Source organism: Hwangdonia sp., from assembly GCF_048381975.1.
GTDB lineage: Bacteria > Bacteroidota > Bacteroidia > Flavobacteriales > Flavobacteriaceae > Hwangdonia > Hwangdonia seohaensis.
The window spans coordinates 332,969-357,940 of sequence record NZ_JBLWYT010000004.1; the positions used below are offsets into that span (position 1 = coordinate 332,969).

The following is a 24,972-nucleotide window of genomic DNA, read 5'->3' on the forward strand; positions in this document are numbered from 1 at the left end:
TAAATAGAAAAATGAAATCAATTACAATCAACGGATCTCAAAGAGAAAGCGTGGGCAAAAAAGCAACAAAAGCCTTACGTAATGCTGGTCAGGTTCCTTGCGTATTATACGGAGGAGACAAACCAGTGCATTTCTCTGCACAAGAATTAGCCTTCTCTAAACTTGTATACACGCCAAATGCGCATACAGTTGTGATTGAGTTGGACAACGGAGAAACTTTAAACGCAGTACTCCAAGACATTCAATTTCACCCGGTAACAGACAGAATCTTACACGTAGATTTCTATCAGTTATTCGAAGATAAAGAAATTGCCCTTAATATCCCCGTACAACTTGTGGGTAACTCAAAAGGTGTTAAAAACGGTGGTGTTTTAAGAAGAACCAACAGAAAGCTACGTATTAAAGCACTTCCAGCAAACTTGCCCGATTTTATAGAAATAGATATCACACCTCTAAAAATTGGCGATAAAATTGCAGTTGGCGATTTACCAAGCGACGGGTACACTTTTTTACATAACGACAACACGGTTGTTTGTCGAGTAAGCACATCCAGAGTAGCTATCGAAGACGAAGAAGATGATGAAGAATTAGCAGAAGGCGAAGAAGCAGGAGATGTTCCGGCAACTGAAACCGACGATGCTGCTGCAGCAAAAGAATAAATTCCTTTAAACATAATCTTTACAAGCATCCTGTTTCGTTCAGGATGCTTTTTTTATATTTAAAACTTGGGCGTTACCCTATCGGGTCGGGCTTTCCGCTATATCTTTCTTGTGCTGAACTTGTTTCAGTATCTCATCAAGTTTGTTTCCCACATTGTAAAAAACGTTTTAAAACAAACTTTATGGTTGGTTGAGCACAAAAAAGGATGCCGCATCAGTCCCTAACGCGGGCAAATCAGCCCAAAACAAAGTAACCACCCATATTTTAGCATGTTTATGTATTTTAGCTAAAAAATAAAAATAGCATGTGGCAGTTTTTATCAAACATATTTAAAAAGAAAAGCAAAACAGCACAACAAGATCCCATGAAAAAATTCTTAATAGTAGGTTTAGGAAATATTGGCGAAAAATATCAAAATACCAGGCACAACATTGGTTTTAAGGTTTTGGATTATTTTGCCGATAAAGAAAACTTGGTTTTCGAAACCAATAAACTGGGAGACATGGCGACATACAAATTAAAAGGCAGAACATTTATTTTCTTAAAACCCAATACCTATATGAATTTAAGTGGAAAAGCCGTTTTGTATTGGTTAACAAATGAGAAAATCCCTATTGAAAACCTATTGGTTATAACCGACGATTTAAATTTACCCTTCGGAAGCATCCGTTTAAAAACCAAGGGAAGCGATGGCGGACATAATGGACTAAAAGATATTCAAGACAAATTAAACACCGTAAAATACAACCGGTTTAGGTTTGGCATAAGCGATGTTTTTAGCAAAGGCCGGCAAGTAGATTATGTTTTGGGCGAATGGACCGACGATGAAAACAAAAACCTCAATGAGCGTTTAGAGAAATCCGTTGAGCTTATAAAATCTTTTGTGTTGGCAGGTGTTAACCATACCATGAATTCATTTAATGGAAAATAAAAAAGCTGTCTAAAATGTCTTTTTAATTTAATTGGTCAGGTTGAGCTTGTCGAAACCGATCTTGATTGTCAATAAGTTAAAATATTTGGACAAAGTTTGTGCTGAGTGCAGTCGAAGTACTCAGTATAACCAAGAAATAGACTTTTCAGTGTCTGTCCTTTTTTATGAATTGACTTTTATTTACTCAACAATTATCTTTTTAGTAGATGTTCGTAACCCATCGCTTACATTCAAAATATACATTCCAGATTGAACCTTGTTCAAATTCACTTTTTTATTAAAATCGCCAGCATCTTTGTAGGTGCTTTTATAAATTGTTCGTCCTCTTAAATCATAAACCTCAATATCAACATTACGAGATAGCGAGCTGTTCAGTTTTATGGTAAACTCGCCTATGTTTGGGTTGGGGAAAACCATGAAATTTTCAAACCCAAATTCTTCAACAGCTAACGATGCTTGCACGTTAAGTATATAATCCTCCACTTCGCCATCAAAACCATTTTCGCATGCCACAGGAATCCCTTCGCCATCCCATTTTGTAGATATGCGCATTAGGGTATTACCCAAAACAGCATCATTGGGGATTGTTATGCTTAATGCTGAATTTGATGTGACTCCATCAGTTACGTTATTGGCCGTTCCTAAGTCATAGCCTTCAGTAATATCATCAAATTCACAATCGCGATTCCAATCCACCCAAACCGTAGTATTCGTCGTATAACTTCCTGCAGTGTTAACGTTTACGGTTAAATTGTAACTACTATTTCTATTTACATTTGTGGATATAGAAGTGTAATCAGAATAACCCGAAGGTTTTGTAGAAGCGTTATTAATGGCATTAAACTCTACTAAAGTAGTACTCGTATCAAAATCTGTATTCGCTACAGATGTACAATTGCCATTATAAAACGGAAGCGCAACATTTTTGTTTTTAGGAGAAGATACACTAGGTGTTCCCGTTATGGCTATGGTATAATCATTCTGCGGTACATCTAAATTGGAAACGGTCATGGTTACAAGCCCAGAAGAACTCCTGGTCGTTGGCGAAAAGGAAACGGTTGAAGCCCCGGGGTTTCCTGAAGCGCTAAACACCGTGTTTTCCGAAAAACCATTGGTAGCAACAAAATCAAAAGTAAAAGTAGCTGTGTTATCGCCACAAGCAATAGGGCTTAGCGTTTCATTTACCATTAAAAAATCAGGATCTGTTGAAATTAAAAAATCAAAATCAGAAACATCATAGAAAATATTATCGGCAGCCTCTACTAATACTCTTGCTTCATCGGTATTGGCAACTGCCGGAACCGTAAAAGTGTACGATCCGTTATTGGGCACATTTGTAGCTATAGTTGTTAAAAATTTTTGGCCACCATCAGTGGATAATTTAATATTCACCATTTGGCAATTTATAGTGCCGTTTGTTGTTTGCCCTTCTTCCCATTCTACCGTCTGGCTGGTTCCTTGTGTCCATGCAACGGGGTTGTTTACCGTAAAAGGGGTCACATCTTCAACATTTATTTGCATTGTATCGAAGCTCGATTGTCCGCCAACAGCAGATGAGGGCGATCTATCTCTTACTGTTAGTGCCCAGTTTAAAGTTCTTGCTACTGTTGAAACGGTTTCCCAATCGCTCCCTAAAACAGGGTCTGTTTGGGTTGTGTTACCGCTAACTACACTCGAAAATTTAGGAATATATCTGTCGGCAAATCCAGTTGGCGGTAAGGACCTATTCATAGAACCACCAGGTAATGTTGGGCCAAAATTCTGATAATTTGTTACCCCGCTATCAATTTGTTCCCAGCAATAGGTAAGGTTATCACTCCCATCAGCATCGGTTGCAGCGCCTTTTAAAACATAGGCTGTACCTTTGGGAATATTGTAATCGTTCCCAGCATCTGCAATTGGTGGGTTGTTAGTAATAGGTTCGGTAGTTTGGCAGCTTTTTGTGGCTAAATTATCCAGTATTTGCTTAATGCTATGGTAGTGGAAATAATCGTCGCTGTTTAAGGCAACATCATCAGCACCTGTAATTCCGGCATAACCCATTATAGTTGTGCCGCTGCCGGGTTCTGAATTTACTCCAGTTCTCTCTGTAGAAAAAGCCCATGTGTGGTTGGCCCCCATTTGATGGCCTATTTCGTGGGCTACATAGTCAATATCAAAAGTATCGCCTTCCGGTATGCCGTTAGATGGAGAAGTAAAAGCACTGCCTTTGTTTTTGTCTGTTGTGCTGGCCGTATCGTCTCTACAAACACAACCAATACAACCCGCATTACCACCGCCACCAGAAGCGCCAAATAAGTGGCCAATATCGTAAGCTGAATTTCCAAGTACCGTGGTTAATGTGTTTTGAACTTGAAGGCTCCATCCGTTTAAGTTGTTTGAATTATCTGAGTCTGCACCTACACTCGCTTCAGAATAGGGGTCTGTAGCGGTATCTGTATAAACAACTAAGTTGTTATTTGGAATAAGCTCAAAAGTTACCGCCATATCAGTTTCAAAAACCTGATTTACCCGTGTTAAAGTAGCGTTAATGGCAGCAAGCGCATCGGCAACGGCATTTCCATTTCCTGGGATTCCATCATCATGGTAGTTTGTATATTCAGCAGTGGTTGACACGGCTATTCTAAATTTTTGCAGCGTTTGGTTATTCGCTCCACCTTCGTTGACTTTGGATTTACTCGATTTATTAAATGTCTCATTTAACTCATCAATGGTATTACATTCAAAACGGTCGGTCGATTTGTTTTTAGAATGTTTTTCATACAAAACATATTCATTACTTCCCTTTTTAACGGGTTGCATAAACACCGTTGGTTTATCAACATAAGATATCATGGTTTGAACACCCTGAGGGGAAACGCTCATACGCAATCGCGTTTTAGGGTCTTTAGTGCTCACCCCTAAATACGATTTAATGTTAGGGTATTTTGCGGTAAGCTCTGGTGAAAAAACAGGAGCTTCAAAAAGGCTAAAACTTTCAAGTTCCCCGTTTAAACCAGGAATACTAATTGTTTTAGCCGATGCCTTTTTTTGGGCGTTTCGTAACGGCGTAGATAATACCTCTTGGTGCAATAGCGAGGCATTCAGTTCGAATAAATGAACGGTATCATTATTTAGATTAAGTATTGTTAACTTTTCTGAGTTTTCAATATGCTCAATTTTTTTCCATGTCGTATTTTGGGCCGTAGCCGAAAATATAAACAAAAGTATTGCTATTGATAAAACATAATGTAGTTTTGTTTTCATAAACATTTTTTTCGAGCAATTTTTTTATCGGATTGCTAACAAATCTAATTTTTTAAGATGGGATTTGCAATTTTATTTGTTAAATGAACAGTGTAAATAATATTGAATCATATAAGGTACAGGCACCTACAGTTGTTACCATTGGTACTTTTGATGGCGTACATATTGGGCATCAAAAAATTGTTAAGCGCTTAATTAATGCTGCAAAATTAGAAGGCTTAAAATCTGTAATCCTTACTTTTTTTCCGCATCCGCGTATGGTCTTGCAAAAAGATTCTTCTATTAAATTAATTAACACCATTGATGAGCGGCATGCCATATTAGACGCCTTAGGATTGGATTACTTGCTTATTAAAAAGTTTACCAAAGAGTTTTCAAGACTCTCCGCCGAGGATTTTGTTAAGCAAATTCTGGTCGATAAGCTGCACGCCAAAAAAGTAATAATTGGTTACGACCACAGATTCGGCCGAAACAGAAATGCCAATATCGACGATTTAAAACGCTTTGGAAAAGTATATGATTTTGAAGTTGAGGAAATTTCAGCACAAGACATTAACGATGTGGCCGTAAGTTCAACCAAAATCAGAAAAGCTTTAAACGAAGGCCAAATGGCAAAAGCCAATATGTTTTTAGGCTATAATTTTATGATTACCGGTACCGTTGTTAAAGGCAAAGGTTTAGGCAGGCAATTAGGTTTCCCCACCGCAAATATTAAAGTTGAAGAAAATTATAAACTCATACCAAAATACGGGTCTTATATTGTGAGTTCAATCATCAACAACAAAAAAGTATTCGGTATGCTGAATATAGGCATGAATCCAACTGTGGCTGGAAATACCGAAAGCATTGAAGTGCATTTTTTCAATTTCAATAAAGATATTTATAACAAAACCATCCAAATAGATCTGTACGAACGCATTCGCGACGAACAAAAATTCGAATCGGTTGAGGCCTTAAAAAACCAACTGGCAAAAGATAGGGAAACCGCCTTGGTGTATATTGCTAAACATAATGCTAGATAAATGGCTATTTAAACATATTGATAATTCGGCTTTAATCATTTTTAGAATCTTTTTTGGGCTGCTTTGCTTTATAGAATCTATTGGCGCCATTTATACAGGTTGGGTAAAACGGGTTTTTATCGACCCCAAATTCACGTTTTCGTTTATCGGTTTCGAGTGGTTGCAACCCCTACCGGGTAGCGGCATGTATTGGTATTATGCCATAATGGGCATATTTGCTTTAGGCATCATGCTGGGTTACAAATACCGCCTAAGCATTTTAGGTTTTACAATTATGTGGTCTGCAACGTATTTCATGCAAAAATCGTCTTACAATAACCATTATTATTTATTGATGCTTATAAGTAGCATTATGGTTTTTATGCCCGCAAATAGGTATGCTTCAATCGATGTCAAACAAAACCCAAAACTTAAAAGTTATGCCATGCCCCAATGGTGCAAATGGGTGTTTGTGGTTCAACTTATTATTGTTTATACCTATGCGTCGACAGCCAAATTATACCCCGATTGGCTGGATGCTTCGGTTATGGAATTGCTCATGAAAAGCAAACAGAATTATGTTTTAGTGGGCGAACTGCTCCAACAAAAATGGATGCATTTTGTGTTGGCTTACGGCGGTATTGTGTTCGATGGTTTAATTATTCCGTTGCTATTATTTAAAGACACCAGAAAATGGGCTTTTATAACAGCTATATTTTTTCACCTGTTTAACTCGTTTGTGTTTCAAATTGGCATTTTTCCGTATTTGGCATTGGCTTTTACCGTGTTTTTTTTCGACCCTAAAACCATTCAAAAGTTATTTTTTAAAAAGAAGGTATTTTATGAATTGAACGAGGTTATCATTCCTAAATACAAAACCCAACTTATCACGTTGTTTGCCATATATTTTTTGATTCAAATAGGATTGCCGCTGCGGCATCATTTTATAAAAGACGATGTACTTTGGACCGAAGAAGGACACCGCCTGTCGTGGCGCATGATGCTTAGGGCCAAAAGCGGAAGCACAACATACCGGGTTGAAAACAAGAATACCGGCAAAAGCTACACCGTTAATTTAGACGATTATTTAAGCCCAAAACAAAAACGGTTGGCAAGCACAAAACCAGATGCTATTTGGCAGTTTTCGCAAAAACTAAAGGCCCTGTTTAAAAAAGACGGACAAGAGGTTGCTGTTTACGTAAATTGCAAAGTGAGCGTTAACGGAAAACCATATAAACAACTCATAAACCCAAATGTTGATTTGGCCCATGTGCCTTGGAATTATTTTAAACACAACGATTGGATTTTACCTTATAAGTAAAGTCTCTCCTAGCCTCCCAGAGGGGAGGGATAGCTACTCATGGAAAAAGAAAAAAGCTATAACATTTGAGATTTTATGCCTGACTGCTTACTGATAATTGCCCAATGTAGACTGTCTCGCGTTAGGGATTGAGGCATTTGTTGGAGCTCGCCGACGCAGGAGGAAGCGACTGCCGAAAGCCCGACCCCTTTTTCGGGGTAACGCCCAAAAAAATCATCTGAAAAACATCGCTTTACTCTATTTGTAATTCATTAAATTTCTTCAGTAAAATGCTAAATTTTTGTCTTAAAAAAGTACAAAATTCAGCTTTACTTTAGTAACCATTTTATTAGTACATAATTTTATTTCATTTGGTTTTAAGAAACTAAAAAATGAAAAAAATCATGTACTTTTGTCCCTTAAATTTTTCACCCATGTTACAAGTCCCTTTTATTAGAGAAAACAAAGATTTGGTAATTGCACGATTAGCAAAACGAAACATTGATGCTTCAAAAATGATTGATGAGGTTATTGCTTTTGATGAAGACAGAAAACGTATTCAAACCGAATTGGACAATACTTTGGCGGAATCGAACGCGCTATCAAAAGAAATTGGGAACTTATACAAATCTGGCGAAGCGCAAAAGGCAAATGCCCTAAAAGAAAAAACGAGTGCGTTAAAAGATAAATCCAAAACACTTAATGATTCACTTAACAACAAAGTTGAAGCATTAAATGAGTTGTTATATAAAATCCCGAATGTACCAAATGAGATTGTCCCATCTGGAAATACAGATGAAGATAACGAAGAGGTTTTTAAAGCAGGCGATATACCGGTTTTACACGATGGTGCCTTGCCGCATTGGGAGTTAGCCAAAAAATACGACATTATAGATTTTGAACTTGGAAATAAAATTACGGGCGCAGGTTTTCCGGTTTATAAAGGAAAAGGTGCCCGATTACAACGCGCTTTAATCGCCTATTTTTTAGATAAAAATACCGAGGCTGGATACACGGAATATCAATTGCCACATTTGGTTAACGAAGCTTCTGGTTTTGGTACGGGGCAACTCCCCGATAAAGAAGGGCAGATGTACCACGTTACCGAGGATAATTTGTATTTGATACCAACGGCCGAAGTACCGGGGACCAATATATTTAGAGATGTGGTTTTAAACGAAAGCGAATTGCCAATAGGCATTACGGGTTACACGCCGTGTTTTCGTCGTGAAGCAGGAAGTTATGGCGCACATGTTAGAGGTTTAAACAGATTGCACCAGTTTGATAAAGTTGAAATTTTACGGGTTGAGCATCCAACAAAATCTTACGAAGCTTTAGATGGTATGGTAAACCACGTAAAGAGTATTTTGCAAGAGTTAAAATTACCGTACCGGATTTTAAGGCTTTGCGGTGGCGATTTAGGGTTTACAGCGGCATTGACTTACGATTTTGAAGTATTCTCAACAGCGCAAGACCGATGGTTGGAAATTTCTTCTATTTCTAACTTTGAGACCTTTCAAGCCAACCGTTTAAAATTGCGTTTTAAAAACAGTGATGGAAAAAACGAATTGGCGCACACACTAAACGGAAGTGCTTTAGCGTTACCAAGAGTACTTGCCGGCATTTTAGAAAACTACCAAACCAAAGACGGTATTGTAATTCCTGAAGTGTTGCAATCGTACACCGGATTTTCGATTATTGATTAAAACCAGTTTTGATTTTATAGTCAGTTGTTAGTTCGAGTGATTCCAATTTTTTAATTGGAATTGTATCGAGAACTATATTATAAACGTTAATCTAAAAATATAAATAAAAACCTACAAATTGAAGCTTGTTTTTTAAAATAACTCGACGAAATGCAAATATTTCATGTTGTTTAACGAATTTACATGGATTTCCTTTGTAAATCGAAATATATTATAGAAGTTAGCTTCAACCAAAAAATTAAACTTAACCTACCATGAAAAATATTAAACGCTTATTGCTTTTAATTGCATTAGTTTTGGTTGCCGGTAAAGTATTATTTTCAGATTTCGAAATAATTAAAACTGAAAATAAGGCTACTGCGGCAGTGGTAAGCAAGTAAATATTTGCTTAAAAAACTAAATTTTCTTTTTAGTAGTCGTTCTCGTTTTTTCGAGAATTAAAGACAGTCCCCAATCTTGAGTAATATTACTTTCAAATTAACGGTTGTTAATAGCAAAGGTATTGTTGATTGGTTTATGCCCGAATTTTTATTCGGGCATTTTTTTAATGAAATTCTAGTTTATAGAGGTTATTTAACGACCAAAAATCAGTTAGTTGAATTAATCCCGATGAGAATCGGGATCTCTTAAAAGTTCTTACTCTTTTTAACCAAATATAAAATTTAAGAAAACTTCAACAATTACTAACCATCACATTCGCTATATTTACGTCATGAGGATGCTTTTTATTTTATGTTTACTTTTTTGCACCAGTCTGTTTTCGCAAGAAGATGTTTTGGCAAAAGACTATTTTAATAAAGGGGATTTTGAAAAAGCGCTTTACGAGTATAAACGATTATATGCACAATCGCCCTTAAACATAAATTACATCAATCAACTTGTAAGTACGCATCAGCAATTAGAGCAATACAACGAAGCCGAAGAGTTTCTTTTAAGCGTAATAAATCGCATAAATTACCCTGCTTTTTTTGTCGAGTTGGGTTATAATTACCAACTTAAAAACGATTTGGAAAACGCAAATTTATTCTATCAAAAGGCCATCAATAGTTTAGATAACAACGTAAATAATGCATTTTCGGTGGCGCGCAGTTTTCAAAACCATACGTTGTTAAACGAAACCATTACCGTGTACGAAAAGGCCATGGTTTTAAAGCCGGAATTAAATTTTAAATTTCAGCTTGCCAAAATATACGGCGAACAAGGAAATGTTGAAAAAATGTTTGTCAGCTATATTGAATTTGCCGAAAAAAATCCTGTGGCTTTAAATAACATCAAACGCTTTATCAACGATTTTATAAGTGAAAACAGTGCGAATGAAAACAATATTTTATTCAAAAAAATTCTACTTAAAAAATCCCAACAACAGCCCAATTTACTTTGGAACGAAATGTTGAGTTGGTTATTTATTCAGCAAAAAGATTTTAAAAAAGCATTTATCCAAGAGAAAGCCATTTTTAACCGACAACCGGAAAGCTTAAGCAGAATTGAAGAATTGGCAAGTATTGCCGCCAATGAAAACGCCGACGAAATTGCTAAAGAAATCTATACGTTTTTAATTGAAACCGCCCAAGATTTAGAAACCCAACTACATGCCCATTACAGCCTGTTGCAGCTTGAAACCAAAGCAAGTACCCCTGATGATTACGAGGCTATAAACCATACATATTTAGCATTGTTTAAGGAATTTGGCATGTTTCCGCAAACCTTAAAACTACAGATTTCCTATGCGCATTTTTTAGCCTTTTATAAAGACGAAGCCCAAACGGCCATCGAGTTTTTAGAAAACACGCTAGAACTTCCACTTACCGAATTTGAAAAGGGCGAAGTAAAACTGGAACTGGGCGATGTTTTAGTGCTTCAGGAAAAATTTAACAAAGCATTGATTTATTACACCCAAATACAGCGCAACCTAAAAAACAGCACGCTTTCGCAGGAAGCCCGCTATAAAGTTGCCAAAACCAGTTATTATAAAGGTGATTTTAAATGGGCCGAATCACAGCTTAAAATTTTAAAAGCCTCAACCTCGCAACTTATTGCCAACGATGCGCTCGATTTAAAATTATTGATTACAGATAATAAATACGAAGACTCCCTACAAACGGCATTAAGACTATATGCGAAAGCCGATTTACTGGAATTTCAAAACAAAAACGATACAGCCATTTCTACTTTAAATACCATTTTGGAAAACCATAAAACCGAGCCTATCATCGCTCAGGCGCTTTTCAAACAAGCTCAATTATTTGAAAAAAAGGCAGAATTTGAAAATGCAAAGGCCAATTACGAATTAATAATTGCCAATTACAGAGGCGGTATTTTGGTGGACGATGCCTATTATAAACTAGCACATATTTATGAGCGGTATTTGAACGAACCGGAAAAAGCAAAAGCCTTATACGAGCAAATTATTTTTAATCATGCCGATAGTATTTATTTTGTTGAAGCTCGAAAAAAATACCGCGCATTACGGGGCGATGCCATAAATTGAATAAAACCCAACAATCAAATTCCAAATCCAAAAAACTAAAAAACAGCCAACTTTGGAATTTTAAATTAATGATGATTATAGCCGAAACAGAACGCTTATTGATTTCAAAATTCACACTTTTTGACGCGCCTTTCTTTTTGCAATTGGCAAATTCACCCAACTGCCTAAAATATATTGGGGATAAAAACCTTAAAAATATTGCCGATACCGAATTGTATTTACAAGATAAAACCATAAAAAGTTATGCAGATTTCGGCTTTGGTTTTTATAAACTAACCCTGAAGAAAAACAACAAGCCCATTGGCACTTGTGGCTTGGCGAAACGTGAAAAATTAGATGATGTTGATATTGGATTTGCATTTTTGGAAGACTACGAAGGCCAAGGTTTGGGTTTTGAGGCATCGGTTGAAATTATAAAACTTGCCAAGTTTAAATTCAATCTTAAAAAAATTGTAGCCATAACAAATCCCGATAACCGGAATTCCATTAAATTATTAGAAAAACTAGGGCTGCTTTTCGAAAAAAGGGTAAATCCTTTTGATGATGACGAAGAACTCCTGTTATTTGCAAAAACAATATAAACAGAACACTGTCATTCCTGCAGACGGAGGAATCCAAAATCGAATAAAAATGTATATATACAACGTAACCGTAAATATAGACGAAAGCATTCACGACGAATGGTTGCTGTGGATTAAAGCACACATTCCGCAAGTATTGGGCACTGGGAAATTTGAAAAAGCTACCTTAACCAAGGTTTTGGTTGAAGAAGAGATGGGCGGACAAACCTATTCCATTCAATACCGCTCGTATTCGCGCGAAGCTTTAGATGCCTATTATAGAGACGATGCTGAAAAACTTAGGATTGAGGGCCTAAAGAAATTCGGAGATAAAATGCTGGCTTTTAGAACCGAGCTTCAAATTGTAGATGAATATACGGTGGATTTCAAATAGAAATCTCAAACAAGGCATAAAGCTATTGGAAACCCACCTTGCACCTTTGCGAGAAAAAAACTCATGCACATTAAACTTTTCGAGACATAGTTTTCTATCTTCGTAAACAACATAAAAACATTCGCAAATTCGTGGCATACAAACCAAACCAACATCAAGTAAAAGCAAAAAAACATTTAGGGCAACATTTTCTAAAAGACGAATCTGTGGCACAAAAAATTGCGGATACTTTATCGTTGAAAGACTATAAAAAAGTTCTTGAAATTGGTCCGGGAATGGGCGTCTTAACCAAGTATTTGCTTAAAAAAGAGATTGAAACCTATGTGATAGAAATCGATACCGAATCGGTTGAATATTTACAAGCCAATTACCTGAATCTAGCGCCAAGAATCATAGAAGAAGATTTTTTAAAATTCGATTTAAACGCCGTTTTTAAAAACCAGCCCTTTGCTATTATTGGTAACTTTCCCTATAATATTTCAACGCAAATCGTTTTTAAAACGTTGGAAATGCGCGACCAAATTCCAGAGTTTTCAGGCATGTTTCAAAAAGAAGTCGCGCAACGCATCTGCTCAAAAGAAGGCAGTAAAGTTTATGGCATTCTTTCGGTTTTAACGCAAGCCTTTTATAATGCCGAGTATTTGTTTACCGTGCCGCCATCGGTTTTTAATCCGCCACCAAAAGTAGAATCCGGGGTTTTAAGGCTCACAAGAAAAGAAAACTACGCACTGCCCTGTAACGAACAATTGCTGTTTAAAACAGTAAAAACAGCCTTTCAACAACGCAGAAAAACACTTCGCAATAGTTTAAAAACCTTCAATTTATCCGATAATTTAAAAGCAAATGTTATATTTGGCAAGCGTCCGGAACAATTAAGTGTAGAAGCCTTTATTGAGCTTACGCAATTAATTGAAAACGATAAAAGTTAAATGTCACTTCGAGTGATTTCAAAATGAGTTTTGAAATAGTATCGAGAAGTTTTAAATCTCATGTCCGAAGAAAAAGAAAACATACAATTTGAGCTAACAAAAGAACTTGTTGGGCAAGTAGAACAACTTATTGAAGTTAATAACGATAAGGAACTACGCAAGCTACTCAATGAGTTTCACTACGCCGATATAGCTGAAATTCTAGATGAACTAAATCTGGAAGAAGCCATGTATGTTATTAAGCTGTTGGATTCTGAAACGACTTCAGAAATACTGATGGAGCTTGATGAAGACAATCGGGAAAAAGTATTAAAAAATCTATCGGCACAAGAAATCGCCGAAGAAGTTGAGGAGTTAGACACCGATGACGCCGCAGATATTATCTCAGAACTTCCCGAAGCGCGTCAGCAAGAAGTTATCAACAGGATTGAAGACCTTGAGCACAAAGCGGAAATCACAGAACTTTTAGCTTACGATGAGGATACAGCCGGTGGGCTTATGGCAAAAGAGTTGGTTAAAGTTTACGAAACCTGGACCGTTGCCGGATGCATGCGCCGAATTCGAGGGCAAGCCAAAGAAGTTACACGGGTGCATTCCATTTATGTGGTCAATAAAGAAGAAAAACTCATTGGCCGTCTGTCGTTAAAAGATTTAATAGTCGCCAAAAGCGACCAAAAAATATCAGACTTGGTAAAAGTCAATGTCGATTATGTCAATGTACACGACAACGCAGAAGATGTAGCAAAAATCATGGCAAAATACGATTTGGAAGCTATTCCTGTGGTAGACGATAAACAAACATTATTAGGCAGAATCACCATTGACGATATTGTAGACGTATTAAAAGAAGAAGCCGAAAAAGATTACCAATTGGCAGCTGGTATTACCCAAGATGTGGAGGCCGACGATAGCATTTTAAAACTAACCAAAGCACGTTTACCGTGGCTACTTATAGGCATGTTTGGTGGTTTGGGAGCAGCCAGCATCATCGAGTATTTTAACGAAGCCATGGGCTCGTTTATCGTGTTGCTCAGTTTTGTGCCGCTTATACAGGCAACCGCAGGAAACGTGGGCGTACAGTCGTCAGCCATCGTCGTACAGGGGTTGGCAAACGACAGTGTGGACGGCAACATTATAAAACGGCTTTTTAAAGAATTTTTTCTGGGCGTTGTTAACGGTTTCGCCATTGCCATCATCGCACTAATTATTACCCATTTTTTATTTGGCACACCGTACATTGTTTCAATCACTATTGGTATCGCGCTAATTTCGGTCATTATTATGGCAGCCTTAATTGGCACATTTATACCTATTTTTTTAGATAAAAGAGGCATAGACCCCGCCGTGGCCACAGGCCCTTTTATTACAACAAGCAACGATGTGTTTGGTATTTTAATGTATTTTTTAATAGCCAAATTAATATTGGGGTTTTAGTCTTTGGGCGTTACCCCAACCCTTCGACTGCGCTCAGGGCACGTGGTCGGGCTTTCCGCTATATCTTTCTTGTGCCGAAATTGTTTCAGTATCTCATCAAATATTTCAATATATTTTAAAGTAAATTTTATATTAAACTTTATAGTTAAGCACAAAAAAGGATGCCGCATCAATCCCTAACGCAAAACATCGTAATTTTGTAGAATGAAGGCAATAAATATCAAACAAAAGTTTTCAAAATTTTTAAAAAACTGGCACCCACATCAAATTGCCGTGGTCGACGATATGCAGGTTATATTGGCAAAACTTAAAGGCGAATTTGTATGGCACAGCCACGACAATGAAGACGAGCTTTTTCAAGTTATAAAAGGCACCTTATACATGCAATTTAGAGACCGAACCGAAGTTGTAAATACCGGCGAAATTATTGTGGTTCCAAAAGGCGTAGAGCACAATCCGTGTACAAAAAACAACGAAGAAGTCCATGTGCTACTATTCGAAAAACTAAATACGGCGCACACTGGAAACGTACAACACGAAAAAACTCAAACCGAATATCCAAAAATATAGTAACGTCATGCGCGCCCGAAAGCTATCGGGATGTTGCATCTTCTTTTAATGTTTTAAAATGAAAATTCTACACTTAGACACCAATCACGAACTATTAATTAACCAACTCAACGATTTGGGCTTTACAAACCATGAAGATTATACCTCATCAAAAGAAGCCGTTAAAGCCAAAATCCATCAATACGACGGGTTTATTATTCGAAGTCGGTTTTCAATCGACAAATCGTTTTTAGATGCCGCAACCAACTTAAAGTTTATTGGTCGTGTTGGTGCAGGTCTGGAAAATATAGATTGCGATTATGCCGAACAAAAAGGAATTGCATTAATAGCCGCACCCGAAGGCAACAGAAATGCCGTTGGTGAGCACAGCTTAGCCATGTTGCTAGCGTTATTTAATAAATTGAATAAAGCCGATAAAGAAATTAGAGCAGGCAAATGGTTGCGCGAAGAAAACCGTGGTTTAGAGCTCGACGGAAAAACGGTTGGTCTTATTGGCTACGGCAATATGGGTAAGGCTTTTGCAAAAAAACTACTTGGTTTTGATGTTACGGTTTTATGTTACGATATTAAAGACCATGTCGCCGATAAAAATGCAAAACAGGTTTCGTTAAAAGAACTGCAACAACGTGCCGATGTTTTAAGTTTGCACACACCGGAAACACCTTTAACCATTAATATGATTGATGGTGCTTTTATCAATCAATTTACAAAACCGTTTTGGCTAATTAATACGGCACGGGGCAAAAGTGTCGTGACCAAAGATTTGGTTTCCGCATTACAATCGGGTAAGGTTTTAGGCGCGGGACTGGATGTTTTAGAGTACGAAAAAGCATCGTTCGAAAACCTGTTTTCTTCAACCATGCCAGAACCGTTTCGGTATTTAATACAAGCTGAAAACGTTTTATTATCACCACACGTCGCGGGTTGGACGGTTGAAAGCAAAGAAAAATTGGCACAAACCATTGTCGATAAAATTAAAGCCTTTACACTTTCTTAACTAAGATTTCTTAAAATAAAAAAAGTCCAGATAAAAACTATTATCTGGACTTTTCCCAAGGTTAAAAAGGTTAAGCTATTTACGCTTTATAAACTTTTTTGTCATGGTTGTATTACCATCATTTACTTCTATATAATACACACCAGCCTCTAAGTTGTTTACCTTAACTTCTTTAGTGGTTTTGCCTGTATTGACAACCTGTCCCAACATATTTATAATTTTGTAGGATAGGTTTGTTCCCTTTGATAGTTTGATGTTCAATACATCTCCTTTTACTGGGTTTGGAAACAGCTTAAACGTATTTAAAGTATTGGTATTTACATCCAACAATTTATCGTTTAAATTGTTTTTGGCCAAGGCTGATGATGCGGTTAAGTTAATATTGTCTAAAGCAATATCGGCCTGCCAAGTGCTTCCCGTTACTCGGTTAAAACGTAACTGAACACTGTTGCCTACATACGCAGCTAAATCTACGTTTGCCGTTTGCCACGAGTTGCCTTTGTTACCAGATTGGTTCCAAATACTTGTCCAACTTAGGCCATTATCGTTACTTGCTTCTAAAGCAATGGTTCCCATGTCAGAAGCACCATACATGTGGTAGCTAAAGCTAAATGTAGCTGAAGATTGCCCACTTAAATCATAACAAGGCGAATTAATAATGGCTTGTTTGTTAGGATATCCTGTGCCATTGCCCGATGCTTCAACAAAAATGTAATAACTTCCTTGAACAGCACTCGCTGGTCCTGTACTTCCAGATGGTGTACCGTTGGCATCAACGGTCCAATTTATATCGTCGGATGTGGATTGTGTCCATGCACCTAAAGTATTCTCAAATCCTTCGGTATAAGGGAACGACGTTATTCCGCCAGAACATGCCGATACTACTATGCCTCCTTCAACCATGCTAACATCATCAATAGCTATATCTGCTTGCCAAGTGCCTCCAACAAATCTGTTGAATCGTAATTGAATACCGCCACCTGTATAAGCCGATACATCGACATTTGCAGTTTGCCATGAGTTTCCTTTATTGCCTGTTTGACTCCAAATACTTGTCCAAGTACTACCTTCGTCGGTACTAACTTCCAAGTCTATGGTTCCCATATCTGAAGATCCATACATATGATATTTAAAGCTGAATGTGGCTTCTGTTAATCCACTCAAATCAAAGCATGGTGAGTTTAAAATAGCTCTTTTGCTAGGATAATTAGGTGATGAAGCTTCTACAAACACATAATAACTACCCTGAACCGCACTAGCTGGTCCGGTGTTATTTGATGGTGTGCCGTTGGCATCAACGGTCCAGTTTATATCGTCGGATGTCGATTGTGTCCATGCGCCTAAAGTATTCTCAAAACCTTCCGTATATGGAAATGACGAAATACCTCCTGTACATCCATTAGGAACCTCTGCTACATTTATCGTTCGTGTAACCTGGGTGGCTGCATTTCCTGCGGCATCGCTTACGTTATAAGTTACTACATAAGTTCCCGCGGTATTAGTATCAACTACATCGCCGGCTACAACAATGCTTGCGGTGATATCGCCATCTTTATTGTCGTTCGCTGTTGCACCTTGTTCGGTGTAAACATCGCCAACGTTTAAGTTAATGGTCGCTGCTCCGTTTAAAGTGATTACCGGTGCGGTGGTATCGGGAATTACGTTTACCGTTCGGGTAACCTGAGTCGCTGCATTTCCTGCGGCATCGCTTACGTTATAGGTGACAACATAAGTGCCCGCTGTGTTGGTATCAACCACATCGCCGGCTACAACAATGCCTGCCGTAATATCGCCATCTTTATTGTCAATTGCCGTGGCACCTTGTTCGGTGTAAACATCGCCGACGTTTAAGTTGATGGTCGATGCCCCGTTTAAGGTGATTACCGGTGCGGTGGTATCTGGAATTACGTTTACCGTTCGGGTAACCTGAGTCGCTGCATTTCCTGCTGCATCGCTCACGTTATAGGTTACTACATAAGTTCCCGCTGTGTTGGTATCAACTACATCTCCGGCTACAACAATGCTTGCCGTAATATCGCCGTCTTTATTGTCGTTCGCTGTTGCGCCTTGTTCAGTATAAACATCACCGACGTTTAAGTTTATGGTCGATGCTCCGTTTAAGGTGATTACCGGTGCGGTGGTATCGGGAATTACGTTTACCGTTCGGGTAATTTGGGTCGCTGCATTTCCTGCGGCATCGTTTACATTATAGGTCACAACATAAGTGCCCGCTGTGTTGGTATCAACCACATCGCCGCCTACAACAATGCTTGCCGAAATATCGCCGTCTTTATTGTCGTTCGCTGTTGCACCTTGTTCGGTGTAAACATCGCCAACGTTTAAGTTAATGGTCGATGCTCCGTTTAAGGTGATTACCGGTGCGGTGGTATCGGGAATTACGTTTACCGTTCGGGTAACCTGAGTCGCTGCATTTCCTGCGGCATCGCTTACGTTATAGGTAACAACATAAGTGCCCGCGGTATTGGTATCAACCACATCGCCGGCTACAACAATGCTTGCCGTAATATCGCCGTCTTTATTGTCGTTCGCTGTGGCACCTTGTTCAGTGTAAACATCGCCAACGTTTAAGTTAATGGTCGCTGCTCCGTTTAAGGTGATTACCGGTGCGGTGGTGTCAACCAATCCTTGAATAACTACGGTATAATCTTCAACTTCACCATATTGAAATGTTTCACAAGAGGTTGGAACTGCATTATACTTCATGGAAACACGCATTCTTGTAGAGCCTTCAACCGCTGTAGATGGTATGGTAAAGTTTCCGCTTACTGGTGTTGTTTTAGTTCTAGCATTAGTCCAAACTTGTTCGCCTGCATCATCAAAATCACCATCAATATTATAATCAATCCAAACGGAATAACCTTCGTTATAAGTTGTTCCCGTCCAAGTTGGTGTTACTGTTATTGTAAATTGCGTATCTTTCGTCAATGTGGTTGAAACACTTGTAAAATCAGTATAAAACTGTGCACCCGAGCTGTTGTCAATGGTGTTTAGCTGAACCCTACCAATATATTCGTCATTAACATTTGTACTTGCAGAATTACAATAATTCAACTGTACATTTGTGGTCGTAAAATTTATGGAAGCACTATAAGCGGAACTACTCCCGCCATTACAATTACTTCTTACTTGTGCCTCGTATTGTGTTAAAGCAGTTAATCCCGTTAAATTGGTAGAGGCGCTAGATAGCCCATTAACATCTGTCCAAGTTGAATTCCCATCCTCTCTATACCTTAAATCGTAAGTTGCCCCAGAGGTAGCGTCCCAACTTAAAGACGCTGTGGTTGCTCCTAAATTAGAAGCGGACAAGCCTGTAGGGGCAACAGCACCAATTGGAGTTAGCAAAACATCTGCCAATGCAAGCGTTTGGTAATCTGAAATGGTTTGCCCCGTTAAAGTAACCGGTTGGTAGCAAGGTGCTTCAAAAAGAATATCGTAAGTCCCTGCTTTTATCGGTCTGTAATAATCCCCATGAGAAATATCTGTTACGGTATGCGACCCATAAGCATCATGGCCAACAATGGTTACTGTTGCATCAATAGGATTGTTAGTATTAGCATCTTTAACGGTGCCCCTAAAACCATAGGTGCCTTGGGTTAAGTAATCTAGCAAGGCATCGCGGTTGTAAAGCCAGTAGTTTACCAATTGGCTTTCGGGTAAAATTTTAGTGTCCGATAATTCAACGGTAATCTCTCTACATTGATGGTAAAAGTTCATAAAATCTTGTCTGCCACCGTAAACACGATACCATTCAGCACCATGAGTTACACCCGGACTCGGATAAACATTGCTGTCATCATCAGCGGTCATGTAAGTGGTATCGCCTAAGGCATCACTGTCATTTTGGGCATGCGTTGCATATTCTACACCAGTAAATTCAAACCAATTTCCATCAGGGTGGGTGTACTGACTTACATAGGCATTATCGAAAGGATAATTTACCAATTCAGTCCCACCATGAAAATTCGCTGAAATCACAAAATGATTGGCATCGGCCAAAGCCATAAAAGCCAAGGTTTCTGTTTGATAAGCATTGCCATCGGTATGTGCCCCTTGTACATTATCTGGATAATTCCTGTTTAAATCCACATTGTTGGCATTACCTCTTCTAGCATTTGCTACCGAGGTGTTTGATGGACTATTGTGGTAAGTACCATCTGGATTGGCGTTAGGGTTTATCCATATTTCAGTATTTTCTACCAAGTTTTTCACTCTGGCATGATCGGCATGTCCAGGATTGGAATATACCGTTAAAATATAATCTATTAAACTTAACATCATAGGATACCCTGCAATTTCATCGCCGTGCATTGAAGAGGTAAACAAAAGTTTAGGCTCTTGCTCATCGGTACCAACATTATCAGAAATTTTTACAAAGAGTAATTCTTTATCACCTTGAGTGGTTGTTCCAATACTGAATTTATCAACCAAAGTAGGGTAGTCGTTTTCAAAATCCTGCATTTGTTGGGCATATTGGGCATAGGTTGGGTAATTAGCAACCGGAAAGCTAAGTGTATTAGCAAGTCCTTTTGCTGAAAGACTACCTTTTGAATTCTTAGATTTACTATCATAAATTAAATCTGCATCCATTTCATTTTCGCTCTCGGGAACTTGAAAAGGTATATGTTTAGCTTGAAAGGCTCTAAACTGATTTTTGTTTGCCCAAGCTTTAACGGTTTTGGTTTTTGAATCGTAATTTACTATAGAAAAATCCTTTGAGTAATTGTCGATTTCTTTCTGGCTATTAACTTTAAAAGTAAATGTTAACTCACCTTTAGTAGATAAGTATTTTTCTGCTTTTTGTACATCATTGCTTTGAGAAAAAGCAAAAGTAACATTGAATAGAATTAGGAGTGATAGTAATAGTTTTTTCATTCGGGTTTGGTTATTTGATTAAAAATTGCTCTGAAAAATAAATGTTTTTTTAAGACTAAAAGTGATTTTTATAGACAATCTTCATTTCATGTAGTTTTTTACGGATTACCCATAACGCTTTTGAAGAAACAACTTACTTTGTCCTTTTGAAGGATAATTTTGATTTAGGTCTTTTGGGTTGTAACACAGTGAATTGGAGTTAAAAATGGCTTATATTACTTGAGCGCTACTACCAAAAAAAGGTGTTTTTAAGAATTGATAACCCTTATATTCCTGTTATTGAAATAAACCGGATTGGTGATGAAATCAAATAACTATCTTAAATAAAAAGAGAAATGAAGAAATTGACAGATGAAGAAAAACTAATACAGATTGGGCAAAAAAAAATATTTATGCTAAAGCATAAATATTTTTTTTGTTAGATAAAGCAAACTTTTTAAAAACCGCAAATTTTCTTGGAGCGCTTCTTTTAGTTTACTATCTCTAAAAGTGGGTTGTTCAGGTAGATTTGATTCCATAATTATTTAGGTTAAGTTTATGGTAGATTTGGAAAAATCTATATAAATTGATTTGGTAAATTTGCTGATGTAAATATGGAACAAATTTTTAATTTATCAGATTAAAAACACATTAATTCGACGAAATGCAATTTATTTTAACATTTAATGCGTTTTATCTATTGTTTTTATTCATCGAAAATCATTTCCGGTATTTCGCCTTCAACAATTAAAGTACCTTCAGTAGCCTTTTTAATCGCTTCAACTGAAACTCCCGGTGCACGTTCTAAAAGTTTAAAGCCTTTTTCGGTTACTTCCAACACGGCCATATTAGTTACTATCTTTTTTACACAACCCACACCGGTTAATGGCAACGAGCATATTTTTAACAATTTAGACTCTCCTTTTTTATTAGTGTGCATCATGGCAACAATTATATTTTCTGCACTTGCCACCAAATCCATAGCGCCTCCCATGCCTTTTACCATACGTCCCGGAATTTTCCAATTGGCAATGTCTCCGTTTTCTGCAACTTCCATAGCGCCTAAAATGGTTAAATCTACATGTTGCCCCCGTATCATGGAAAAGCTTAAGGCAGAATCAAAAAAACTAGCTCCTGGTAAAGTGGTAATGGTTTGTTTGCCCGCGTTAATTACATCGGCATCTTCCTCGCCTTCAAAAGGAAATGGTCCCATACCCAATACGCCATTTTCACTTTGAAATTCAACTTCAATATCGTTTCTCACGTAATTGGCCACTAAAGTAGGAATCCCGATTCCTAAGTTAACATAATAGCCGTCTTTCACTTCTTTGGCTATTCGCTTTGCAATACCTGTTTTATCTAACATCTATATTTTATTTTGTCATTCCCATGGAAATGGGAATCTTTTTAAATGAATCTAAATTTTAAAAAGTGGATTCCTACTTTCGCAGGAATAACATCACTTAATTTTTTGGTCTAACGGTGCGTTGCTCAATCCGTTTCTCATATCTTTCACCTTGAAATATGCGTTGTACAAAAATTCCAGGGATATGAATTTGATTGGGGTCCAAAGTTCCCAATGGGACCAATTCCTCAACTTCAGCGACGGTTATTTTTGCAGCGCCACACATATTAGGATTGAAATTTCGAGCAGTGCCTTTAAAAATTAAATTGCCTGCCGCGTCGCCTTTCCAAGCCTTTATAAAGGCAAAATCGGCATCAAAAGCATGTTCCAAAACATACATTTTTCCGTTAAATTCTCTGGTTTCTTTGCCTTCGGCAACCTCTGTTCCGTATCCCGCTGGGGTGTAAATAGCAGGGAAACCCGCTTGCGCCGCTCTGCAGCGTTCTGCCAATGTACCTTGTGGAATTAACTCTACATCCAATTCGCCTGAAAGCATTTGTCGTTCAAACTCATCGTTTTCTCCCACATAAGAGGACACCATTTTTTTTATTTGATGTTTTTGCAACAATAAGCCCAATCCAAAATCGTCAACTCCAGCATTATTGGAAATACAGGTTAATCCTTTGGTGCCCATTTTTACTATTTCAGCTATGGCGTTTTCAGGGATTCCGCTAAGTCCGAAACCTCCAAACATACAAGTCATATTATCTTTGATGCCTTGAAGTGCTTCTTGAACATTAGCCACTTTTTTATTTATCATTATCAATAATTTTTGTCGTCTAAAATTACGAATAATTGAATAATAATATTAAATAATAGCCATTCTTTTACCATATCGTTTTTATACGACTTATGTTATGCAGGTAGAAATTTTAGCTTTAACACAAGGTTGGGCTTAAGGAGTTGATTATAATTTTCAAAAAACCTTCCTATTAAACTTTTAAACTTTTGGCAAGTCCAATTAATACTATTAACCCAAAATCTCTATTGCTATGAGAACTTCAGTTATTTTATTTTCAGTATTATTTATGCTAAGTGCAACATCGTGTGCAACCTATGTAGAAACCAGACCTGCAAAGGTTACGGTTATTAAAAAGGCGCCAAAACATTACAAAATTGTAAGGGTAAAAGGCAAGCGCTACTATTTTTGGAACGGAAACCATTACAGAAAAACAAGAAAAGGATTTGTGATTGTTAGAGTGTAAGCAAATAAAATGAGGCTGAACTATTGAGGCAGCATGACGACCGTTTTACATTTTATAAATCCAAGACGCTGGGTTTTGGGTGCTGCTTTCTTTCGAGATACTAAAACTCAATATCGTTTCACCGGTTCTTTTATTGGTAAAAACCTCGCCTATTTCCTGTTTAGTGGTAACTTTATCACCTTCTTTTACATAAACTTTAGATAGGTTTTTGTAGGTGGTAATGTAGTTTCCATGGCGAATCATAACCAGCGGGTTTATGTTTTTCATGGCAACAACACCAATTACTTCGCCACTAAAAACAGCCCTAACCTTAGCGTTTTTTTCGGTGGCAATTCTAACCCCGTTACTTTTAATGGTTAACGATCTATTTATAGGATGGGGTTGCGTGCCGTAACGTACTTTTACAATGCCTTTTTCAACAGGCCAACCCAACTTGCCTTTATTCGATTCAAAATCTTTAGCCAAAGCTTTACCGGCTGGGGTTAAGGCAAAGGTTTTTGAGTTAGAGGATTTGCCTGCCTTTTTATTCGATTTTGCAATGGCAGCTTTTATGATTTTATCTATTTCGGCATCAATTTTTCTGGCTTCACGCTCTCTATTATTAATTTGGTTTGTATAAAGATTGATGTTGTTTTTAATGGATTGCATTAAAACCTGATGCTGTTTGCGTTCGGCTTCCAATGATTTTTGAGTTACTTTATTTTCGGCAATTAACTTTTGTTTGTCTTCTTTTTGCTTTAACAAATTGGTGTTAATATCCTGTAATTCTTTTGTTTTCGCTTTTATGGTTTCGCCTTGTTGCTTTTGGTGGTCGCTATATTGTTTTATGTATTGCAGTCGTTTGTAAGCTTGTTTAAAATCGTTTGAAGACAGCAAAAACATAATCCTACTTTGTTGGTTTTTGCTTTTGTACGACTTTACAATCATGTCCGCATAATCTTCTTTAAGCTGTTTTAATTCGTCTCTAAGCTTTGTAATTTTCTTTTGATTTGAACTAATTTCCCTGGTAATTAAATTGGCTTGCTGGTTGGTAACCTTAATTAAGTTGTTTAGGACGTTTATTTTATAATTAAAATCTTCAATTAACGATAATTGCGATTTTTCTTTTGACTTGTTTTCTAAGCGCAGTTCATTGATTTTTTGGATTTCGCGCCTTAATTCTTGACGGCGTGTTTCCAGTTCTTTTTGTTTGTTATTTTGAGAAAACCCCGAAGCACAGCACAGGCAAAAAACCAGCAGAGTTAAAAATATATATGTTTTTTTTGTGTTCAATG

Annotated in this window: 19 protein-coding genes; 14 read left to right on the plus strand and 5 right to left on the minus strand. The window is 37.5% G+C overall.

Translation table 11 applies throughout. The features are described 5' to 3' along the window. Positions 1-11 precede the first annotated feature (11 nt). Both ACN5J7_RS09630 and pth read left to right on the plus strand, forming a co-directional pair. Entirely contained in the window at positions 12-659 is a 648-nt protein-coding gene (locus ACN5J7_RS09630; RefSeq protein WP_418603743.1) for a 50S ribosomal protein L25/general stress protein Ctc, read from the plus strand. Positions 660-1,024: 365 nt separating this feature from the next. Further along, on the plus strand, positions 1,025-1,591 hold the full coding sequence (gene pth / locus ACN5J7_RS09635; protein ID WP_418603744.1) for an aminoacyl-tRNA hydrolase: 567 nt from the start codon (positions 1,025-1,027) through the stop codon (positions 1,589-1,591). A 180-nt stretch (positions 1,592-1,771) separates the two neighbouring features. Here pth and ACN5J7_RS09640 read toward each other — a convergent pair whose 3' ends face one another. Beyond that, positions 1,772-4,837: a reprolysin-like metallopeptidase gene (locus ACN5J7_RS09640; RefSeq protein WP_418603745.1), complete on the minus strand. Its 3,066-nt coding sequence runs from the start codon at positions 4,835-4,837 to the stop codon at positions 1,772-1,774. 83 nt (positions 4,838-4,920) lie between these two features. Here ACN5J7_RS09640 and ACN5J7_RS09645 point away from each other — a divergent pair, with 83 nt between their 5' ends. The 11 genes from ACN5J7_RS09645 to ACN5J7_RS09695 all read left to right on the plus strand — a co-directional run bounded on the left by ACN5J7_RS09645 (position 4,921) and on the right by ACN5J7_RS09695 (position 16,216). Continuing rightward, the gene (locus ACN5J7_RS09645; protein ID WP_418603746.1) at positions 4,921-5,859 is read left to right on the plus strand and encodes a bifunctional riboflavin kinase/FAD synthetase; all 939 of its coding nucleotides are present in this window, start codon (positions 4,921-4,923) and stop codon (positions 5,857-5,859) included. Next, positions 5,849-7,159 carry an HTTM domain-containing protein gene (locus tag ACN5J7_RS09650; RefSeq protein ID WP_418603747.1) on the plus strand — a complete coding sequence of 437 codons (1,311 nt, stop codon included), beginning with the start codon at positions 5,849-5,851 and terminating at the stop codon, positions 7,157-7,159. Before ACN5J7_RS09645 ends, ACN5J7_RS09650 begins: the two co-directional genes overlap by 11 nt. 413 nt (positions 7,160-7,572) lie before the next feature. Beyond that, the gene (gene serS, locus ACN5J7_RS09655; protein WP_418603748.1) at positions 7,573-8,844 is read left to right on the plus strand and encodes a serine--tRNA ligase; all 1,272 of its coding nucleotides are present in this window, start codon (positions 7,573-7,575) and stop codon (positions 8,842-8,844) included. A gap of 254 nt (positions 8,845-9,098) precedes the next feature. Then, positions 9,099-9,224, plus strand: coding sequence for a hypothetical protein (locus ACN5J7_RS09660; RefSeq protein ID WP_311935847.1), 126 nt, complete (start codon positions 9,099-9,101; stop codon positions 9,222-9,224). A 338-nt stretch (positions 9,225-9,562) separates the two neighbouring features. Further along, the gene (locus tag ACN5J7_RS09665; RefSeq protein WP_418603749.1) at positions 9,563-11,332 is read left to right on the plus strand and encodes a tetratricopeptide repeat protein; all 1,770 of its coding nucleotides are present in this window, start codon (positions 9,563-9,565) and stop codon (positions 11,330-11,332) included. After that, entirely contained in the window at positions 11,329-11,913 is a 585-nt protein-coding gene (locus ACN5J7_RS09670) for a GNAT family N-acetyltransferase (protein ID WP_418603750.1), read from the plus strand. Before ACN5J7_RS09665 ends, ACN5J7_RS09670 begins: the two co-directional genes overlap by 4 nt. A gap of 49 nt (positions 11,914-11,962) precedes the next feature. Next, positions 11,963-12,286, plus strand: coding sequence for a DUF4286 family protein (locus ACN5J7_RS09675; RefSeq protein ID WP_418603751.1), 324 nt, complete (start codon positions 11,963-11,965; stop codon positions 12,284-12,286). A 131-nt stretch (positions 12,287-12,417) separates the two neighbouring features. Beyond that, positions 12,418-13,215 (plus strand): 16S rRNA (adenine(1518)-N(6)/adenine(1519)-N(6))-dimethyltransferase RsmA, encoded by a 798-nt coding sequence (gene rsmA, locus ACN5J7_RS09680; RefSeq protein ID WP_418603752.1) that lies wholly within the window; start codon positions 12,418-12,420, stop codon positions 13,213-13,215. 60 nt (positions 13,216-13,275) lie between these two features. Then, positions 13,276-14,649 (plus strand): magnesium transporter, encoded by a 1,374-nt coding sequence (mgtE, locus tag ACN5J7_RS09685; RefSeq protein WP_311935863.1) that lies wholly within the window; start codon positions 13,276-13,278, stop codon positions 14,647-14,649. A 204-nt stretch (positions 14,650-14,853) separates the two neighbouring features. Continuing rightward, entirely contained in the window at positions 14,854-15,219 is a 366-nt protein-coding gene (locus ACN5J7_RS09690) for a cupin domain-containing protein (RefSeq protein ID WP_311935866.1), read from the plus strand. Positions 15,220-15,277: 58 nt separating this feature from the next. Next, a complete protein-coding gene (locus tag ACN5J7_RS09695; protein ID WP_311935870.1) occupies positions 15,278-16,216 on the plus strand; it encodes a 2-hydroxyacid dehydrogenase in 939 nt (312 codons plus the stop codon). 75 nt (positions 16,217-16,291) lie between these two features. On the opposite strand, the gene ACN5J7_RS09700 is transcribed toward ACN5J7_RS09695, so the two are convergent. The 3 genes from ACN5J7_RS09700 to ACN5J7_RS09710 all read right to left on the minus strand — a co-directional run bounded on the left by ACN5J7_RS09700 (position 16,292) and on the right by ACN5J7_RS09710 (position 23,253). Next, positions 16,292-21,109 (minus strand): immunoglobulin-like domain-containing protein, encoded by a 4,818-nt coding sequence (locus ACN5J7_RS09700; protein WP_418603753.1) that lies wholly within the window; start codon positions 21,107-21,109, stop codon positions 16,292-16,294. 685 nt (positions 21,110-21,794) lie between these two features. Then, positions 21,795-22,454, minus strand: coding sequence for a 3-oxoacid CoA-transferase subunit B (locus tag ACN5J7_RS09705; RefSeq protein ID WP_311935876.1), 660 nt, complete (start codon positions 22,452-22,454; stop codon positions 21,795-21,797). Between the two features lie 97 nt (positions 22,455-22,551). Beyond that, positions 22,552-23,253 carry a CoA transferase subunit A gene (locus tag ACN5J7_RS09710; RefSeq protein ID WP_311935878.1) on the minus strand — a complete coding sequence of 234 codons (702 nt, stop codon included), beginning with the start codon at positions 23,251-23,253 and terminating at the stop codon, positions 22,552-22,554. Between the two features lie 232 nt (positions 23,254-23,485). On the opposite strand from ACN5J7_RS09710, the gene ACN5J7_RS09715 reads away from it, so the two are divergent. Continuing rightward, positions 23,486-23,698, plus strand: coding sequence for a DUF6515 family protein (locus ACN5J7_RS09715; RefSeq protein WP_311935881.1), 213 nt, complete (start codon positions 23,486-23,488; stop codon positions 23,696-23,698). A 45-nt stretch (positions 23,699-23,743) separates the two neighbouring features. On the opposite strand, the gene ACN5J7_RS09720 is transcribed toward ACN5J7_RS09715, so the two are convergent. After that, the gene (locus tag ACN5J7_RS09720) at positions 23,744-24,970 is read right to left on the minus strand and encodes a murein hydrolase activator EnvC family protein (RefSeq protein WP_311935883.1); all 1,227 of its coding nucleotides are present in this window, start codon (positions 24,968-24,970) and stop codon (positions 23,744-23,746) included. Between the last annotated feature and the right edge of the window lie 2 nt (positions 24,971-24,972).

Coding starts and splice junctions, on each gene's coding strand:
- ACN5J7_RS09630 (WP_418603743.1), top strand. CDS start 12: ATGAAATCAATTACAATCAACGGATCTCAAAGAGAAAGCGTGGGCAAA.
- pth (WP_418603744.1), top strand. CDS start 1,025: ATGAAAAAATTCTTAATAGTAGGTTTAGGAAATATTGGCGAAAAATAT.
- ACN5J7_RS09640 (WP_418603745.1), bottom strand. CDS start 4,837: ATGAAAACAAAACTACATTATGTTTTATCAATAGCAATACTTTTGTTT.
- ACN5J7_RS09645 (WP_418603746.1), top strand. CDS start 4,921: ATGAACAGTGTAAATAATATTGAATCATATAAGGTACAGGCACCTACA.
- ACN5J7_RS09650 (WP_418603747.1), top strand. CDS start 5,849: ATGCTAGATAAATGGCTATTTAAACATATTGATAATTCGGCTTTAATC.
- serS (WP_418603748.1), top strand. CDS start 7,573: ATGTTACAAGTCCCTTTTATTAGAGAAAACAAAGATTTGGTAATTGCA.
- ACN5J7_RS09660 (WP_311935847.1), top strand. CDS start 9,099: ATGAAAAATATTAAACGCTTATTGCTTTTAATTGCATTAGTTTTGGTT.
- ACN5J7_RS09665 (WP_418603749.1), top strand. CDS start 9,563: ATGCTTTTTATTTTATGTTTACTTTTTTGCACCAGTCTGTTTTCGCAA.
- ACN5J7_RS09675 (WP_418603751.1), top strand. CDS start 11,963: ATGTATATATACAACGTAACCGTAAATATAGACGAAAGCATTCACGAC.
- mgtE (WP_311935863.1), top strand. CDS start 13,276: ATGTCCGAAGAAAAAGAAAACATACAATTTGAGCTAACAAAAGAACTT.
- ACN5J7_RS09690 (WP_311935866.1), top strand. CDS start 14,854: ATGAAGGCAATAAATATCAAACAAAAGTTTTCAAAATTTTTAAAAAAC.
- ACN5J7_RS09695 (WP_311935870.1), top strand. CDS start 15,278: ATGAAAATTCTACACTTAGACACCAATCACGAACTATTAATTAACCAA.
- ACN5J7_RS09700 (WP_418603753.1), bottom strand. CDS start 21,109: ATGAAAAAACTATTACTATCACTCCTAATTCTATTCAATGTTACTTTT.
- ACN5J7_RS09705 (WP_311935876.1), bottom strand. CDS start 22,454: ATGTTAGATAAAACAGGTATTGCAAAGCGAATAGCCAAAGAAGTGAAA.
- ACN5J7_RS09710 (WP_311935878.1), bottom strand. CDS start 23,253: ATGATAAATAAAAAAGTGGCTAATGTTCAAGAAGCACTTCAAGGCATC.
- ACN5J7_RS09715 (WP_311935881.1), top strand. CDS start 23,486: ATGAGAACTTCAGTTATTTTATTTTCAGTATTATTTATGCTAAGTGCA.